The 16837-nt window shown below is 60.0% G+C and carries 11 protein-coding genes; 3 read left to right on the top strand and 8 right to left on the bottom strand.

All coding sequences use genetic code 11. The annotated features are described in order from the left end of the window. Window positions 1-81: 81 nt before the first annotated feature. Both HNQ50_RS16340 and HNQ50_RS16335 read left to right on the top strand, forming a co-directional pair. Window positions 82-717, top strand: a complete 636-nt coding sequence (locus HNQ50_RS16340; protein WP_184102272.1) for an MliC family protein — start codon at window positions 82-84, stop codon at window positions 715-717. Between the two features lie 161 nt (window positions 718-878). Further along, a complete protein-coding gene (locus HNQ50_RS16335; RefSeq protein ID WP_184102271.1) occupies window positions 879-4058 on the top strand; it encodes a bifunctional diguanylate cyclase/phosphodiesterase in 3180 nt (1059 codons plus the stop codon). A 679-nt stretch (window positions 4059-4737) separates the two neighbouring features. Here the strand turns inward: HNQ50_RS16335 and HNQ50_RS16330 are convergent. From HNQ50_RS16330 to HNQ50_RS16305, 6 genes are all read right to left on the bottom strand, one after another. Next, entirely contained in the window at window positions 4738-5457 is a 720-nt protein-coding gene (locus HNQ50_RS16330; protein ID WP_184102270.1) for a peptidylprolyl isomerase, read from the bottom strand. Between the two features lie 2 nt (window positions 5458-5459). Next, on the bottom strand, window positions 5460-6164 hold the full coding sequence (narI, locus tag HNQ50_RS16325; protein ID WP_184102269.1) for a respiratory nitrate reductase subunit gamma: 705 nt from the start codon (window positions 6162-6164) through the stop codon (window positions 5460-5462). After that, window positions 6161-6856 carry a nitrate reductase molybdenum cofactor assembly chaperone gene (gene narJ, locus HNQ50_RS16320; RefSeq protein WP_246428758.1) on the bottom strand — a complete coding sequence of 232 codons (696 nt, stop codon included), beginning with the start codon at window positions 6854-6856 and terminating at the stop codon, window positions 6161-6163. Before narJ ends, narI begins: the two co-directional genes overlap by 4 nt. Then, entirely contained in the window at window positions 6846-8405 is a 1560-nt protein-coding gene (gene narH / locus HNQ50_RS16315; protein ID WP_184102267.1) for a nitrate reductase subunit beta, read from the bottom strand. The genes narJ and narH overlap by 11 nt, the downstream gene beginning before the upstream one ends. Before the next feature lie 758 nt (window positions 8406-9163). Then, the gene (locus HNQ50_RS16310) at window positions 9164-12916 is read right to left on the bottom strand and encodes a nitrate reductase subunit alpha (protein WP_184102266.1); all 3753 of its coding nucleotides are present in this window, start codon (window positions 12914-12916) and stop codon (window positions 9164-9166) included. A gap of 159 nt (window positions 12917-13075) precedes the next feature. Continuing rightward, complete coding sequence (locus HNQ50_RS16305; protein ID WP_184102265.1) at window positions 13076-14476, bottom strand: NarK family nitrate/nitrite MFS transporter; 1401 nt, start codon at window positions 14474-14476, stop codon at window positions 13076-13078. Between the two features lie 479 nt (window positions 14477-14955). On the opposite strand from HNQ50_RS16305, the gene HNQ50_RS16300 reads away from it, so the two are divergent. Beyond that, window positions 14956-15816: a DMT family transporter gene (locus HNQ50_RS16300; protein ID WP_184102264.1), complete on the top strand. Its 861-nt coding sequence runs from the start codon at window positions 14956-14958 to the stop codon at window positions 15814-15816. Here the strand turns inward: HNQ50_RS16300 and HNQ50_RS22380 are convergent, their stop codons facing one another. Next, window positions 15817-16356: a methylated-DNA--[protein]-cysteine S-methyltransferase gene (locus HNQ50_RS22380; RefSeq protein ID WP_184102263.1), complete on the bottom strand. Its 540-nt coding sequence runs from the start codon at window positions 16354-16356 to the stop codon at window positions 15817-15819. It lies immediately after the preceding gene. Next, window positions 16346-16777 (bottom strand): arsenate reductase (glutaredoxin), encoded by a 432-nt coding sequence (gene arsC, locus HNQ50_RS16290; RefSeq protein WP_184102262.1) that lies wholly within the window; start codon window positions 16775-16777, stop codon window positions 16346-16348. Before arsC ends, HNQ50_RS22380 begins: the two co-directional genes overlap by 11 nt. Window positions 16778-16837: the final 60 nt, after the last annotated feature.

Below are 16837 nucleotides of genomic sequence, written 5' to 3'. Positions count from 1 at the left end.
CGAAAGAAACTCTTGACCGGCAGTCAAGGACAAACCGTGCTTGAATGACAAAACGGTCATTCTTCTCTTTCAGGACAACCCATGAAATTTGTCGCCATGTATCTCCTCAGCGCTGGCGCTGCCTTGTTTGTCAGCACCAGCGCCCTGGCCGCCAAACCCGCATTCAATTGCAGCAAAGCCACGACCACCGTAGAAAAAGCCATCTGCGGCGACGACGATCTGGCCGCGCTGGATAGAGAAACCAGCCGGCTGTACAAACTGGCCAGCGCGGATAAAACAGCTGCCGCGCCCGCCCGCAGCAACCTCAAAGCCTTGCAGCGCGGCTGGATCAAGGGGCGCAATGATTGCTGGAAAGCCGATGACCTGGACGCCTGCGTGACTGCCAGCTATGTCACGCGCATCGACGAACTGCGCCAGGATTTCCCGGGGGCGCGCCGCAACAGCGGGGCGAGCACCAGCACCGGGCCGTTTGTGATGCACTGCCCGGGTGTAGAGACACCGATCCAGACTACGTTTGTGCAAGTCGGGGCGGGCTATGCTTATGCCGGCTTGCCTGGGGGCGCGCGGGTGCTCACGCAAGTGGTGGCCGCGTCTGGCGCGCATTATCAGTTGGGGACGGACGAAGGGGTGTTTTCGCTCTGGGACAAAGGCGCCACCGTACTGCTGCAACAACCGGGTCAACCTGATGCCCAATGCAGTATCAACACCAGAACCTGACGCATCGATGCACCAGTTTGTTCCACCTGTGCATCACCCGCGCGGTGAACGTAGCCGTAAACCGGCCCATGCGCTAGATTCGCGTTTACCGGAATAATGACAAACAACTGGAGGCAATGGCATGGCTTTGCCCTGTATGCGGGTAAGAGAGGACGGCTGACTTGTTCAGATCCCGCGGTTTGTCTGCGTTTCCTTTTGCAGCCTTGTTTGCCCTGCTGGCCGGGCTGTCTGCTACGGCGCTGTTGTTTCTGGGCGTAGGGCAGCTTGAGTACGATCGGGTATTGCTGGATTTCCGCCAGCAGGCCGACGAGCGCGTCTTTGCCATCCGTGATGGTCTGGACGACTCCGCCCAGGTGCTGGTGGTGCTCAACCGCTTGTTTGTCACGGTAGACACCCCCGTCACGCGGGAGCAGTTCCATATCTTTACCCAGCCCTTGCTGGCCCGCTATCCGTACGTGCAGGCGTTCAATTTCCACCGGATTATCCTGGATGAAGATCGTCCGGCGTATGAAGCACGCATGCGGGCGTTGTACCCCGGTTTTGGCATCACCATGCTTAAAGACGGCAAGGTGTATCCCAGCCCGCGCCGGCCCATTTATACCGTGGTGGATTATCTTGAACCCCTGGCCGGCAACGAGCCGGCGTTGGGGCTGGATGTCACCCGCAATCTGGGCGAACGTGACGCGCTGGCCAATGCCCTGGCCACCGGCAAACCGGCCAGCACCGGCTTGCTGCAACTGGCGCAGGGTCATGCGGGAGACGCCTCGCGCCGTGGTTTTGTGATGCTGATGCCGGTGTACCCGCGCAATGCCCCGCCAGGCACCCCGGCCATTGGCGATACAGCCGCCGTGTTCCGTACGGATGGTCTATTTAAAACCCTGCTCGATAGCGTGGGTGAATTTGATCCCAAATCCAGTATCGGGCTGAGCATTTACGCCGGCACCCGGCAAGATGAGCACAACCTGGCATTCCGTACCGGCGGTCAGCCGCCGGCCGCTGCGGCGCGTAGCTGGTGGCCGGACTGGCTTACCCCGCACAACACGGAGATTGTGACCCGCAGCTTTAACGTGGCCGGGCAGAACTGGTACGTGGTGGCATATGCGCCGGTGCCGTTTCTGGTCAATCACGTGGGCTCGCTGATGGCTCTGCTGGGCGGCGTACTGCTCAGCGTGCTGGCCTCCGCCTGGTTGCTGCGTCAGGCCTTGCAGGCGGTGGAAGTCCGCCGTCTTGTCGAAAAACGCACCGCCGCGCTCAAGCACGCCAATGCAGAACTGGTGGCCGACATTACGGAGCGCATGCGGGTAGAACGCTTGCTGGCCGACCGTGAGCGAGAGTTCCGGGCCCTGGCAGAGAACTCACCGGATGCCGTATGCCGTTATGGGCGGGATGCGGAAATTCTCTACATGAATTCGCATCTGCACCAGATCCTGGGCAAAACCACCAATGACCCGAAGGAACGCATTTCTCCGGAGCGTTTCCCTGATCAAAGCCAGCGGCGGTTTCTCAAGGTGCTCCGCCAGGTGATTGCCACCGGGCAGGATAACGAGGTCGAACTGACCATCCAGCCCCCCGGTGAGGTCATGCGGACCTATCACGTGTTGCTGGTGGCTGAACACGATGCCGATGGCTCGGTCGGTGGCGCACTGACCATCGGACGCGATATCACCGATTTCAAACGGGTCCAGACCCAACTGATCGCCCGCGAGCAGGATTTCCGCACGCTGGCGGAAAACTCGCCCGACTTGATCGTGCGCTATGACCACGACACGCGCCGGCTCTACGCCAACCAGGCCTTTGCCGACGCCACCGGCCAGTTGCTCAGTGATGTGCTGGATAAACCGGTCACTGAGGGCTCGGTACTGAAAAACCCGGCTGCCTTCAATGCCGCCCTGGCAAACGTCTTGCAAAGCGGGTTGGCCGATACGGTGGATGTAGAGTTCGGCAAACCGCTGAAAACCTGGCAGATGCGTCTGAACCCGGAGTTCGACCCGCAGGGTAATGTGGTCTCTGTGCTGGCGGTGGGCCGGGATATCACGGAATTGCTGGCGTATCGCCAGAAAATCCACTCGCTGGCGTTTTACGACGTCCTCACCGGCTTGCCCAACCGCGCACTCTTCAATGACCGTATCGCCCAGGCCCTTGTGAACGCACAGCGTAACAACGACAAGGTCGGCGTGATGATGCTGGACCTGGACCGCTTCAAGACCATCAATGACACTCTGGGTCACTCCGCCGGGGACGATTTGCTGTGTGAAACCGCAACGCGGCTCAAAAGCTGCGTACGTGCCTCGGATACCGTGGCGCGGCTGGGTGGCGACGAATTCATTCTGGTCTTGCCGGGCATCCGCGAAGAAACCCGCTTAAGTACGCTGGCAAGCCATATTCTGGGCCGCCTGGCCACGCCGATGACGCTGGATGGCCGCGAGCTGGTAGTCACCGGCAGTATCGGTATCTCCGTCTTTCCGCAGGATGGGGCACTGGCCGAAACGCTGGTCAAAAACGCGGATGGGGCGCTGTATGACGCCAAAGCCAAAGGCCGCAACAACTTCCAGTTTTACTCGCAGGAAATCAGCCAGCGCGACCATGAACGGCTGGGGCTGGAGGCCGATTTGCGCCGCAGTCTGATTCGCGGTGAGTTGATGGTGTACTACCAGCCCAAGTTCGATTTCATGCATGGCGAGGTGGTCGGCGCGGAGGCCCTGCTACGCTGGCATCATCCCGAGCGTGGCTGGGTGGCACCAGACAGTTTTATCGGCATTGCCGAAGACACCGGCCTGATTGTGGAAATTGGCGAATACGTGCTGCGCGATGCCTGCCGCGTGGCGCTGGAATGGAACCGCATCCACCAGCGTGATCTGCATGTGGCGGTGAATATTTCGCCGCGTCAGGTGCAGCAAAGCGATATGGGCGCGACCGTCCGCAAGGTGCTGGCAGAAACCGGCTGCGCCCCACGCTGGCTGGAACTGGAAATGACCGAAAGCCTGCTGCTCAAAGACCACGCCGCCACCCGCACCACGCTGGAAACCATTTACGCCATGGGCGTGAACATTGCGGTGGATGATTTTGGCACGGGCTACTCTGCGCTCAGTTACCTGACGCATTTCCCGATTACCACGCTCAAGATCGATAGCTCCTTTATCAAGGATGTAATCCACAAGCCTTCCAGCGCGGTGCTGGTGCAATCCATCATCGCCATGGCGCATGGCATGGGGATGACGGTGGTGGCTGAAGGGGTAGAGACCGCCGAACAGGCCGGGTGGCTTAAGGCGATTGGGTGCGATATGGGGCAGGGGTATCACTGGGGGAAGGCGGTGCCGGCGGGGGAGTTTGAGGTGAAGTGAGTGGTTTGCCGGCTGCAGCCGGAAAGCCTGGAATCCCTGTTTACGCGCTGCGGCGCGATGTTTAATGCCGGATTGGCAGGCATGATTTGCTGGCTTTCCACTGATTCGTCATTCCGGCCTTGAGCCGGAATCCAGGGGGCTGCCGAGGGCTAGCTGCTGCAGGTGGCCTGGTGGCAAACTCGTAGGGTGGATTCGGAGCGGTAGCGACAATCCACCTTGGCTTCGTTAAAACCTGAGCCGTTGTTAGCGCCTCGCGGCGCGGGGTTGAAAAACATTTGATACCGGCGGTGGCCGGAGCACGTCCCTTTCTTTGCTTCGCCAAAGAAAGGAACCAAAGAAAGGCGACCCCAGCCTGGCGGCCCTCCGGGCTGCCCTCAGTCGGTCGGGAGCCTAAGGTCTCTCTCCCTTCTTCGGCGCTTGGCTTTAACGGGGAGGGAAAGTCAAAATCCACGGCAACGGCAACGGCAACGGCAACGGCAACGGCAACGGCAACGGCAACGGCAACGGCAACGGCAACGGCAACGGCAAAATCAACCCCAACCCCACGCATCCCGCTGACTCGTCATTCCCGCGCAGGCGGGAATCCAGCAATGCCTTCCGCGCATTGAATACGCCAGATGTCGCTATGCCAGCAAGGCCAGAGGCATCGCGCGGGCGCTGCCCACGCACCTTCGAGTGATCAATTCATCAACGGCGAAGTCGCCTGTTCCAGCATCACCCCTTCAATCTTCGCCGCACCCGCCAGCACGCTCACGTATTGCCGTAGCGCCTTGTCCAGCGCCTGGCGTTGCAGGTCTTTCTGCACGCGCTCCGTAATCAGCTCCAGTGGCAACACCTTGCCCGGTTCTCGCCGGTCAATGCGCACAATGTGAAAGCCAAAACGGGTGCGGACCAGTTGTGGCCAGAGCCCGACAGACTGATCGGCAAACAGGGTTTGTTCAAATTCAGGCACCGTATCCCCGCGCTGCAGTTGCCCCAAACTGCCCCCGACTTCGCCAGAAGGGCAGTTGGAGTTCTCCCGCGCGGCGGCTTCAAAGTCTTCAGGGTGAGATTGCACGTGGTGCAAAATGGCTTCCGCCCGGCCCAGCAGCGCCTGTACCGGCATACCCGGTGTCATCTGCAACAGAATGTGCGAGGCAAAGACCAGTTCGCCTGCGGTGTAGCGGCCGATGTGCGCGTGATAGTAGCGCGCCAGTTCCTCTGGCTCGGGCTGGGGGACATGAACCTCCTGCGCCAGGAGTTGTTCCAGTGCGCCGCTCAGATGGGTTTCGTCAGCCTCGGCTTCCAGCAGACCCAGGTGTAACGCGCGCTGGCGCAAGAGTTCTTGCACGGCCGCAGTGGGCAGCGCGGCGTCATCGTCGGCTTCGATCCGGGTGTCATTGATGGTGGCAAAGGGCATGCTCAGCGCTCCAGGCTGCGGCGACGGGTGCGGACGATCTGGTACGGCCGGATCAGATACAGCACAGAGGCAAATCCGCTCCAGATATGCACCAGCCGGGTAAACGGGAACACCAGGAAAATGGTCAGCCCCAGAAAAATATGCACCTGATAGACCCACGGCACACCGATCAGCAGGTCGGCGTTACCCGGGCGGAAGGTGACGATGCCTTGCACGTACTGCACCAGCACTTCAAAGCTGTAACCGGGCAGATGGTTGAGCGAGAACACCACCGTCAACAGGCCCAGCGCCAGTTGCAGCCACAAAATGACCAGCACCAGCACGTCAGAGGTGCGCGTGTTGGACCAGATGCGCGGGTCGGTGAAACGCCGGTAAGCCAGCACGGTGATGCCGATCAGGGCAAACACGCCGGCCACACCGCCGGCCACCATCGCCATCATTTCATGCATATGCGGGCTCATCAGCGCCAGCACGATGGGTTCGGGCATCAAAAAACCGACCAGATGCCCAAAGAACACCACCAGCACGCCCAGATGAAACAGTGTGGAACCCAGCCGTAACTGGCGTTTGCGCAAGAGTTGGGATGAATCGCTCTCCCACGTGTATTGCTCGCGGTCAAAGCGCACCAGGCTGCCGACAAAAAACATGGCGAGCGCAATATAGGGGTAGAAACCGAACAGAAACTGATGCCACCAGGGATCGGTCATGATGAGGCTCCTGAACGGCGCAAGGCCGGTTGCGACATGAACTGGATGGTTTGCGTTACGGGCTCATTCCCGCAGCGGGTGTGGCCGAAGGCGGGTTCTTCTTGCCACTCTTTGTCGATATCTTCGGGCTCGGGCGGCGGGGCGGCGTTGGTCCAGTCCAGCCCGGCCTGCCGGCCCAGTTGCAGGATGGCTTCCAGCACGGCGGCATAGTCGCTGCCTTTGGCGACCAGGGTGTCCCCAAGCGGGCGTAACAGATGGGCGCAATCGGCAATGAATGTGTGTGCCGTTTTGGCATCCACACAGCTGCAGAACTCCAGCAGCGCCGGCAGGTAATCGGGCAACTCGCCATCTTTCAGATACAGCCCGGCGGTTTCATAGGTTTGCAACAGATCAACCATGGCCGAGCCGCGATCGCGTGACTCGCCATGCAGATGCTCAAACAGATGCAGCGAGGTACGCCGGCCCCGATCAAACTGGCCCACCCAGGTTTCTTCCAGTTCAAGCTGCTCTGTGGTGGCCAGCCGCGTGCACAGCGGCGTGAGCCGTTCTTTCAGCGGCTGGTTCAGCAAGCGGCTCTCCATCAGCACGGCGTGGATTTCCGCCAGCGCGGCGACCATCTCCGGCGTGGGGTAGGTCAGCAAGGCGGCCAGCGCCCGCAGCGGTAAAGCGTGACTGCCGGGTTCAGTAGTCAACGGTTTTCTCCGGCGAATTCCCGGCGATGGTCTTGAGCGGGAACACCTTCTTGGTCCCCATCTTGCCGCCAAACAGACTGGTCTCTGTGGTGCCATCAGAACACCCGTTGCCAAACGAGAACCCGCACTCGCCGCGCAATTGGTAGGCGTTTTCGGCGTACTCCCGGTGCGTGGACGGGATGACAAAACGGTCTTCGTAATTGGCAATCGCCAGATAGCGGTGCATGTCTTCCACCTGATTGAGGCTCATGCCCACTTGATCGAGCAAGGCCAGGTCATCTGTGCCCTCAAGCTGGCGCTGGCGGAAGAACGCGCGCATGGCCAGCATGCGTTCCAGCGCGGAGACCACCGGTGCCTCTGCCCCGGCTGTCAACAAATTGGCCAGATAGCGCACGGGAATCCGCAGGCTGTTGACGTCCGGAATATGCCCGTTCACGCCCACTTCGCCGGCATTGGCGCGCGCCTGGATGGGGGAGAGCGGCGGCACGTACCAGACCATGGGCAAGGTGCGGTATTCCGGGTGCAACGGGAAGGCAATCTTCCATTCCACCGCCATCTTGTAGGCCGGGGACTGCCGGGCGGCGTCCAGCCAGTTTTCCGGGATGCCATCCTTGCGGGCTTGCTCACGCACGGCTTCGGAATACGGGTCCAGGAAGATGCCCAGTTGTTCCTCGTACAGCGTTTGCGGGTTTTCTGCGCTGGCAGCTTCTTCGATGCGGTCTGCGTCATACAGCAACACGCCCAGATAGCGGATGCGGCCCACGCAGGTTTCCGAGCACACCGTCGGCTGGCCGGCCTCAATGCGCGGGTAGCAGAAGATGCATTTCTCTGCCTTGCCGGACGACCAGTTGTAATAGATTTTCTTGTACGGGCAGCCGGACACGCACATGCGCCAGCCACGGCATTTGTCCTGATCTATCAGCACAATGCCGTCTTCCTCCCGCTTGTAGATCGACCCGGACGGACAGGACGCCACGCACGCCGGGTTCAGGCAGTGCTCGCACAGGCGCGGCAAATACATCATGAAAGTGTTTTCAAACTCGCCGTAAATCTCTTTCTGGACCGACTCAAAGTTGTAGTCCTGGCTGCGTTTGGAGAACTCTCCGCCCAGGATTTCTTCCCAGTTCGGGCCCCATTCGATCTTCTCCATCCGCTTGCCGGTGAGGATGGAAATCGGCCGCGCCACCGGCTGGGTTTTCATCTCCGGCGCGGTTTGCAGGTACTCGTAATCGAAGGTGAACGGCTCGTAGTAGTCGTCAATCTCTGGCAGGTTGGGGTTGCCGAACAGATTGAACAGGATTTGCAGCCGGCTACCCTGTTTGAGCTTGAGCTTGCCGTTGGTCTTGCGCTCCCACCCGCCTTTCCAGTGCTCCTGGTTTTCCCAGTCTTTGGGATAACCGACGCCAGGTTTGGTCTCGACGTTGTTAAACCAGGCGTACTCCACGCCCAACCGGCTGGTCCACACGTTTTTACAGGTGACCGAACAGGTGTGGCAGCCGATGCATTTGTCCAGGTTCAACACCATGGCGATTTGGGCGCGGATTTTCATTTGCGTGTTCTCCATTGCGCCGTTGTGGGGCGCTGGTTGCACTTGCGTGCGGCTGCTTTTCTACTTCGTCATTCCCGCGGAGGCGGGAATCCAGCGGCGATATTTGCTTTAGCTAATGACTTCTATCCTTTCCCACTGACTCGTCATTCCGGCCTTGAGCCGGAATCCAGCGGCAATGCCGGTTTGGGTACTGCTGCAAAATCTTGAAACGCTGTTAGCGCCTTGCGGCGCGGTGTTTTGGATGTCGGGGGTTGCCCGACAGCAAGGCACTTTCTTTTGGGTCGCCAGCCTCGGCGGCCCCAAGAAAAGTAACCAAAAGAAAGGCGACCCCGGCGACAGCGCCCGCTTTGCGGATTCCCTGCGCTTCTCGCAAGGCGCGGCTGGCTCCAGGGAACTCGGCCTTTGGCCTCAAACACCCTTACGCCGAAACCCCGCACCTTTCTGCGATGCTCGGCGCTGCCGAAGGGGAGGTACGTCAAAAGCAACTTCAACATCAAAAGCAACCCAACCCCGTAAACCATCTGCCCGCAAGAATGTTTCACTTCGCCCACCACCTCGTCATTCCCGCGGAGGCGGGAATCCAGTACGCAGCCCAGCGGGCTGCTTGCGGTGGATCATCCTCACTACTCCGAATTTTCCCCGTAGAGCATGCCTGCATCGCAGCCGGATTCCGGCTCAAGGCCGGAATGACGAGGCCTTGGCGTGCAGGCAGAAGTGATACGCACAATCTGTACACCCCACACCCCACACCCCACACCTCACGTCGCCCTATCCACATCCAGCGCCGCCACATGATCCTCCGCCGCATCCGCCCAGTTCACCCGGTTCATCTTGCGCACAATCACAAACTCATCCCGGTTGGAACCCACCGTCCCGTAGTAGTTAAACCCGTAGGAAAGCTGGGCATAGCCGCCAATCATGTGCGTGGGTTTAAGCACCGCGCGGGTGACCGAGTTATGAATGCCGCCACGGTGTTTGGTGACCTCAGACACCGGCACATTCACAATCTTTTCCTGCGCGTGGTACATCATGCACATGCCTTCTTTCACCCGCTGGCTGACCACGGCGCGGGCGGCGATGGCGCCGTTGACGTTGAAGAGTTCGATCCAGTCGTTGTCTTCAATCCCCACCTTTTGCGCGTCCACTTCAGATAGCCACACAATCGGGCCGCCCCGGCTCAGGGTCAGCATGATCAGGTTGTCGGTATAGGTAGAGTGAATGCCCCATTTCTGGTGTGGCGTAATGAAGTTGAGGGTGATTTCCGGAAAGCCGTTGGCTTGCTTGCCCAGCAGTTGCGTGACGGTGCGGGTGTCAATCGGCGGGCGATAGCTCACCAGACCTTCACCAAAGTCGATCATCCAGCGGTGGTCCTGGTAGAACTGCTGGCGGCCGGTGATGGTGCGCCAGGGGATCAGTTCATGCACATTGGTATACCCGGCGGTGTAGCTGACGTGCTCGCTCTCAATACCAGACCAGGTGGGGGAACTGATGATCTTGCGCGGCTGGGCCTGGATATCCCGATAGCGAATCTTCTCGTCTTCGCGCACATCGGCCAGATGGCTGTGCTGGCGGCCGGTGAATTTCTCCAGCGCTTGCCAGGCTTTCACCGCCACTTCGCCATTGGTTTCCGGCGCCAGTTGCATGATGGTTTCGGCGGCATCAATGTCGGTTTCGATGCGCGGCAAGCCCTTGCTGACGCCTTCTTCCGTCACCAGCCGGTTCAGTTTGCCTAGCCCATCCACCTCGTGTTCGGTGTTCCAGTTGATGCCCTTGCCGCCGTTCCCCAGTTTTTTCATCAACGGGCCGAGTGCGGTAAAGCGCTTGTACACGTTGGGGTAGTCCCGCTCCACCATCACCATATTGGGCGCGGTCTTGCCGGGGATCAGCTCGCACTCGCCTTTTTTCCAGTCTTCCACATTGAATGGCTGGGAGAGTTCCCCGGGGGTGTCGTGTTGCAGCGGCACCAGCACCATGTCTTTTTCCACGCCCAGATAGCCGGGGACGAGTTCGGAGAATTTCTTCGCAAACCCTTTGTAGATTTCCCAGTCGCTGCGGCTTTGCCAGATGGGGTCGACGGCGGCAGACAGCGGGTGAATAAACGGATGCATATCGCTGGTATTAAGGTCGTTCTTTTCATACCAGGTGGCCGTGGGCAGCACAATGTCTGAATACAGACAAGTCGTGCTCATGCGGAAATCCAGCGTGGTGATCAGGTCCAGCTTTCCTTCCGGCGCCTTGTCATGCCACACCACTTCTTCCGGCTTCTCACCGCCGGTTTCGCCCATATCGCCTTGCTGAATGCCATGCTGCGCGCCGACAAAATGCTTGAGGAAATACTCATGCCCCTTGCCGGATGAGCCAAACAGGTTAGAGCGCCACACAAACAGATTGCGCGGAAAATTCTCCGGCGCGTCCGGGTCTTCGCAGGCCATGCGGGTCTGGCCGGATTTCAGTTGCTGCACTAGCCAGTCTTTGGGTTCAACCCCCGCCGCCGCCGCTTTGCCAGCCACGCTCAGCGGGTTGACGTTGATCTGCGGTGAAGAAGGCAGCCAGCCCATGCGCTCGGCGCGCACATTGCAGTCGATCAGCGTTTTGCCATAACGGCTGGTGTCGGCCAGGGGCGAGAGCACTTCCGCCGTGGTGAGCGATTCGTAACGCCATTGATCGGTATGCGCATAAAAGAACGACGTGCTGTTCATATGGCGTGGCGGACGGGACCAGTCCAGCGCAAAGGCCAGTGCGGTCCAGCCGGTTTGCGGACGCAGTTTTTCCTGGCCCACGTAATGCGCCCAGCCACCACCGCTTTTGCCAATGCAACCACACAACATCAGCATGTTGATGGCGGCGCGGTAGTTCATGTCCTGGTGATACCAGTGATTCATGGCAGCGCCGATGATCACCATGCTGCGGCCTTCGGTTTTCTCGGCCGACTGCGCAAACTGGCGGGCAATTTCAATCACCTTGTCGGGCGGCACGCCGGTGATCTTTTCTTGCCACTTGGGTGTGTAGGCAATGTCATCGTCGTAACTCTGTGCCGCCTGACCGCCCAGGCCGCGCTCGATACCGTAATTGGCGCACATCAGGTCAAACACGGTGGTCACCAGTGTCTCGCCCACATGTTTCACCGGCACATTGCGCACCAGCACATCGCCGCCCTGATCGTTGTGGGCAAAGTGTTCGTGTTCCTCTGCCCCGAAATAGGGGAAGGCGACGCCCACCACATCCTCTTTGGCTTCGAGCAGGCTGAGCGCCAGTTTCACCTCACTACCCGCGCCGTCTTTCTGTTCCAGGTTCCACTTGCCCAGATCACCTTCTACCTGCTGACCCCAGCGGTAGCCAATCGAACCCTGGGGCGCTACAAAGCGCTGGCTGGTTTCGTCAAAACCGACGGTTTTCCACTCGGGGTTATTGGCCTGGTTCAGGTGATCGGCAAAGTCGGACGCACGCAAAAAACGGTCAGCAACCCAGTGCTCACCGTGTTTCTTCAGTTGCACCAGCAAGGGCAAATCGGTCAGGCGGCGGCAGTAGTCATCAAAATAGGGGACGGTGCGTTTGACGTGAAACTCGTTGAGGATCACGTGGCCCATAGCCATGCCTAGCGCGGCGTCGGTGCCTTGTTTGGGATGCAGCCAGATATCAGAGAGCTTGGCGACTTCCGAGTAATCGGGCGTTACCGCCACGATCTTGGTGCCGTTGTAACGGGCCTCAACAAAGAAATGGGCGTCTGGCGTGCGCGTCTGCGGCACGTTGGAGCCCCAGGCAATGATGAAGGCCGAGTTGTACCAATCGGCTGATTCGGGCACGTCGGTCTGTTCGCCCCAGGTTTGCGGGCTGGAAGGCGGCAAGTCGCAGTACCAGTCGTAAAACGACATCAGCGTGCCGCCCAGCAAACTCAGATAACGGCCGCCGGCGGCGTAACTGACCATGCTCATGGCCGGAATGGGCGAGAAACCAATGATCCGGTCCGGGCCGTGAGTCTTGATGGTGTAGATATTGGCGGCGGCAACGATCTCGTTGGCTTCTTCCCACGTGGCGCGCACAAAGCCGCCCCGGCCGCGAATCTCTTTGTATTGCTGCGTTTTGGCCGGGTCTTCGACGATGGATTTCCACGCCTCAACCGGGGCCAGCGTCTTGCGGGCCTCACGCCACAGCCGCACCAGTCGGCCGCGGATCATGGGGTATTTGATGCGGTTGGCGCTGTACAGATACCAGCTATAGGACGCCCCGCGCGAACATCCGCGCGGCTCGTGATTGGGCATGTCCGGGCGCGTACGCGGGTAGTCGGTTTGCTGGGTTTCCCACGTCACAATGCCGCCCTTGACGTAGATTTTCCAGGAACAGGAACCCGTACAGTTCACGCCATGCGTAGAGCGCACGATTTTGTCGTGCTGCCAGCGCAGGCGGTAGGCGTCTTCCCATTGCCGGTCTTCGGCCCGCATCTCGCCATGACCGTTGGAAAACGGCTCGCGTTTCTGGGTGAAGAAGGTCAGTCGATCAAGAAAATGGCTCATGACTTGCCCCGGCAAGTGAATGGTCAGGTCTGGTACCAGTCGTAGGGTGGATTCGCGTAGCAATCCGCCGTTGCTGCGGTGGATTGTCGCTGCACTCCGAATCCACCCTACGGAACCGGAGCATTGCTATTTATCGCGCCTGCGGGGCCAATACGCAGCTCAGCAGGGCATGGCTGCGCCCTTGCGGGCATAACGCCACCAGCACAACAAGACACAGGTGATGTAGAACACGATAAAGGCATACAGCGCCGCCTCGGCAGAGCCCGTGGCATTCATCGAAATGCCAAAGCTTTGCGGAATGAAATACCCGCCGTACGCCCCGATAGCGCTAATAAAACCGCCTGCCGCCGCCGCTTCTACCGCGCCATCCAGCACGGCTTTCTGCTGCGCCGCCTCACCTTTGCCTTCAGCCTCTTTTTTGGCCAGGCGCGGGAAAATCACCGGGATCATTTTGTAGGTAGAGCCATTGCCAATGCCCGACAGCAAAAACAGCGCCTGGAACATCAGGAAAAAGCCCCAGAAACTACCGCCGACCGGGTTGCCATCTGCACCGGTGTGCGGCAGAAAAAACAGCACGCCAAAAATGGCCAGGGTCATGAGCACAAACACCCACATGGTGACGCGCGCACCGCCCCCCAGTTTGTCTGATACGGTGCCGCCCACCGGCCGGATAATCGCTCCGATCAACGGGCCGATAAAGGCGTAATCCGTGACCTGGATATCCGGAAACTGGGTTTTGGTCAGCAAGGCAAAGCCGGCAGAAAAGCCGATAAAACTGCCGAATGTGCCCAGATAGAGCCAGCACATCAGCCAGTTATCCAGCCGTTTGAAGATGACGGCCTGTTCTGCCACCGTGGCCTCGGCCGTGGCCAGATCGTTCATGCCAAACCAGGCCGCCAGCGTGGCGGCGATGACAAACGGCACCCAGATAAAGCCGGCGTTTTGCAGCCACATCTGATGTTCAGCACCATTTTGCGTATAGATTTGGGGCTGCCCACCCAGCGCGCCAAACACGCTCATGGTGATCACAATCGGCACCAGAAACTGCATGACCGACACGCCCAGGTTACCCAGACCGGCGTTCATGCCGTTGGCCCAGCCCTTGCGGGCTTTGGGAAAGAACCACGCAATGTTGGCCATGGAGCTGGAGAAATTGCCGCCACCAAAGCCGCACAACAGCGCAATGATCAGCATGACGGAGAACGGTGTCGTGGGGTCTTGCAAGGCAAAGCCCAGCCAGAGCGAGGGGATCAGCAAACTGGCGGTTGAAATGGTGGTCCATTTGCGCCCGCCTATCAGCGAGGGCATGAAACTGTAGAAAATCCGCAAGGTGGCGCCAGACAGGCTGGGCAAGGCGGTCAGCATGAAAAGCTGGTTTTTGGTGTACTGAAACCCCACCTGCGGCATCTTCAGTACCACCACGCTCCAGATCACCCAGGTGGAAAAAGCCAGCAACAGACAGGGGATGGAAATCCATAAATTGCGCTTGGCGATCCGCTCACCACCGGCGGCCCAGAAGGCCTGGTTATCCGGTTCCCACTTCGTGATCCTGTTAGCCACAACGCCCCCTGTCAGAAGTGTCAATGTCGCCCAAAGCGTTTCTAACAATAGCCTCCATTACCATGAATGCAAGCTTATGAACGATGCTGTGTTGGCGATTGCAAGCCGCTGCCAGCTCAACCGATTGCGGGAATACGCCGACGCCCGCTTTGCCGCGTATTGACAGGGCGCGCGGGTATTCTGGTAGCATAAGTGCGCTGATTTAACGCCATTTCCATCAGGCTTCTATCCACCATGTTTGCCTTAGCTCATCACCTGGCATCCACCCCGGCCCCGCTGCCGGAGCGTATGCACGCGTGCGCAAACATGCCCCCGCCGTCTGCGGTTGTTGCAGTGGCCGCAGTGCTTGCACTGGCACCTCCCCGTGTCGTTGCAGTGCGCTGATTCGCGCCCGCTTTAGTCCCTGACTGTTCTGGTTTGCTCTCGCGGTGATTGCTGCGTGGTCAGGGCCTTCATGACTTTTGCAGACGAGTTTTCCCATGAATATCCGTACTTTGTCCTGGGCCGCGCCCATGACGTTTTTTGTGCTGCTCTGGAGCAGTGCACCGCTGTTTACCCGTTGGGGCCTGAACCATGCCTCGGTGATGGCCTTGCTGGCATTGCGTTTTGCTGCAGCGCTGGCGGCATTGCTGATCCTGGGTTGGCGTGAGCGCGCCTGGCTACCCGCGCCGGGCACGCGCTGGCGGGTAGCTGGCGCAGGTTTGCTGATGATGAGTTGCTACTCGGTATGTTATTTCCAGGCCATGGCCCACGGCATGACGCCTGGCGTGCTGGCGACCGTGCTGGGCACGCAACCGGTGTTAACCCTGCTGGCGACGGAACGCCGCTTTGCCCCGGCGCGGCTGGCCGGCTTGCTGCTGGCCTTGTGCGGGCTGGCGCTCGTAGTCTGGCAAAGCCTGATCGTGGCCCGGCTGAGCGGCACTGGCGTGCTGTTCTCGCTGGGGGCTCTGGCCTGCATGACCACGGGCGCGCTGGTGCAAAGCCGGGTCAAGCAATCTCCCGGTGCCGTGTTGCCATTGCAATGCGCCATGAGCCTTGGGGTATGCCTGATTCTGGGTGCATTCCAGCCCATGCAGGTGGAGTGGAACGGCACGGTGCTGGTTTCGGTGCTGTGGCTGGGGCTGGTGGTGTCAGTGGGGGCACAAATGCTGCTGTACCGCATGATGGCCAGCGGCAATCTGGTCAACGTGACCAGCCTGTTTTATCTGGTGCCGGTGGTCACGGCCTTGCTGGATTATCTGGTGCTGGGTAACGCGCTGACCGGCTGGGCCATGCTGGGCATGGGCATTATCATCGCCGGCTTGCTGGTGGTGTTCCGCGTCAAAAAACCAGCAGCCTGATCAAGCTTGAGACTGCTGGCGCGCAAGGCATGCTGCCTCGTGCGCCAGCAACCAGCGCTTGCGCTCAATGCCGCCACCGTAACCGGTCAGAGCGCCATTTTTGGCAAACACCCGGTGGCAAGGCACGATCACCGCCAGCCGGTTCTGGCCGTTGGCCGCACCCACCGCCCGCACTGCATCGGGCCGGCCGATGCGCGCTGCCTGTTGCTGGTAACTGGCTGTCGCGCCATAGGGCAGGGCCAGCAGTGCTTGCCAGACCTGCTGCTGAAACGCCGTGCCGGGCATATGCAATGGCAGATCAAACGTAAGTCGCTCGCCAGCAAACCAGGCGTTGATCTGGCGCTCTGTTTCTTGCGTGTACTCATGCGCCGTGTCCACGATCGGGGCGCGCAGCAGGCGCGTCAGGTCAGCGAATTCCTTCTCCAGGATCGGGCGCTCGGCAAACTCCAGCAAACACAGACCACGGTCGGTGGCGCAAGCAATCATGCGCCCCAGCACCGTATCAAAGTCGTGGCGCGCGATGGGCCCGCTATCGCTCATGGGCGACGCGCTGGCCGTTGGCGTCAATCACCACTTCGCCGTCTTCTTTGCTAAACGGGCCTTGCTGCGGTGCGGGCAGGATATCGAGCACCAGTTCAGATGGCCGGCACAAACGCGTGCCCAACGGCGTGATCACAATCGGGCGCTCAATCAGGATGGGGTGGGCCAGCATGGCGTCGATCAATTGATCGTCTGTCAGCGCCGGGTTATCCAGCCTTAGCGAGGCATACACGTCGCCCTTTTTGCGCAGCAGGGCACGTGGCGACATGCTCATGGCGGCCAGCAGCGCGGTCAGTTGGGCGCGGTCTGGCGGGGTTTGCAGGTACTGGATAACCTGCGGCTCGATACCGGCATTGCGGATCAGCGCCAGCGTGTTGCGAGAAGTGCCGCAGGAGGGGTTGTGATAAATAGTGACGGTCATGCTGATGGCCCGATAACAATGAAAAACGCCCGCCAGCGAGGCGGGCGTGGGTGATGCTAC

The organism is Silvimonas terrae, from assembly GCF_014202765.1.
Classification (GTDB): Bacteria; Pseudomonadota; Gammaproteobacteria; order Burkholderiales; family Chitinibacteraceae; genus Silvimonas; species Silvimonas terrae.
The sequence above is the reverse complement of the archived record's forward strand: the minus strand, read 5'-3'. Positions and strand labels throughout refer to the sequence as shown.

Bases quoted from the DNA above. Each gene is read 5' to 3' on its own strand.
- narI (WP_184102269.1), bottom strand. From the start codon at position 6,164: ATGACCGATCCCTGGTGGCATCAGTTTCTGTTCGGTTTCTACCCCTAT.
- HNQ50_RS16300 (WP_184102264.1), top strand. From the start codon at position 14,956: ATGAATATCCGTACTTTGTCCTGGGCCGCGCCCATGACGTTTTTTGTG.
- HNQ50_RS16330 (WP_184102270.1), bottom strand. From the start codon at position 5,457: ATGCCCTTTGCCACCATCAATGACACCCGGATCGAAGCCGACGATGAC.
- narH (WP_184102267.1), bottom strand. From the start codon at position 8,405: ATGAAAATCCGCGCCCAAATCGCCATGGTGTTGAACCTGGACAAATGC.
- arsC (WP_184102262.1), bottom strand. From the start codon at position 16,777: ATGACCGTCACTATTTATCACAACCCCTCCTGCGGCACTTCTCGCAAC.
- HNQ50_RS22380 (WP_184102263.1), bottom strand. From the start codon at position 16,356: ATGAGCGATAGCGGGCCCATCGCGCGCCACGACTTTGATACGGTGCTG.
- HNQ50_RS16340 (WP_184102272.1), top strand. From the start codon at position 82: ATGAAATTTGTCGCCATGTATCTCCTCAGCGCTGGCGCTGCCTTGTTT.
- HNQ50_RS16310 (WP_184102266.1), bottom strand. From the start codon at position 12,916: ATGAGCCATTTTCTTGATCGACTGACCTTCTTCACCCAGAAACGCGAG.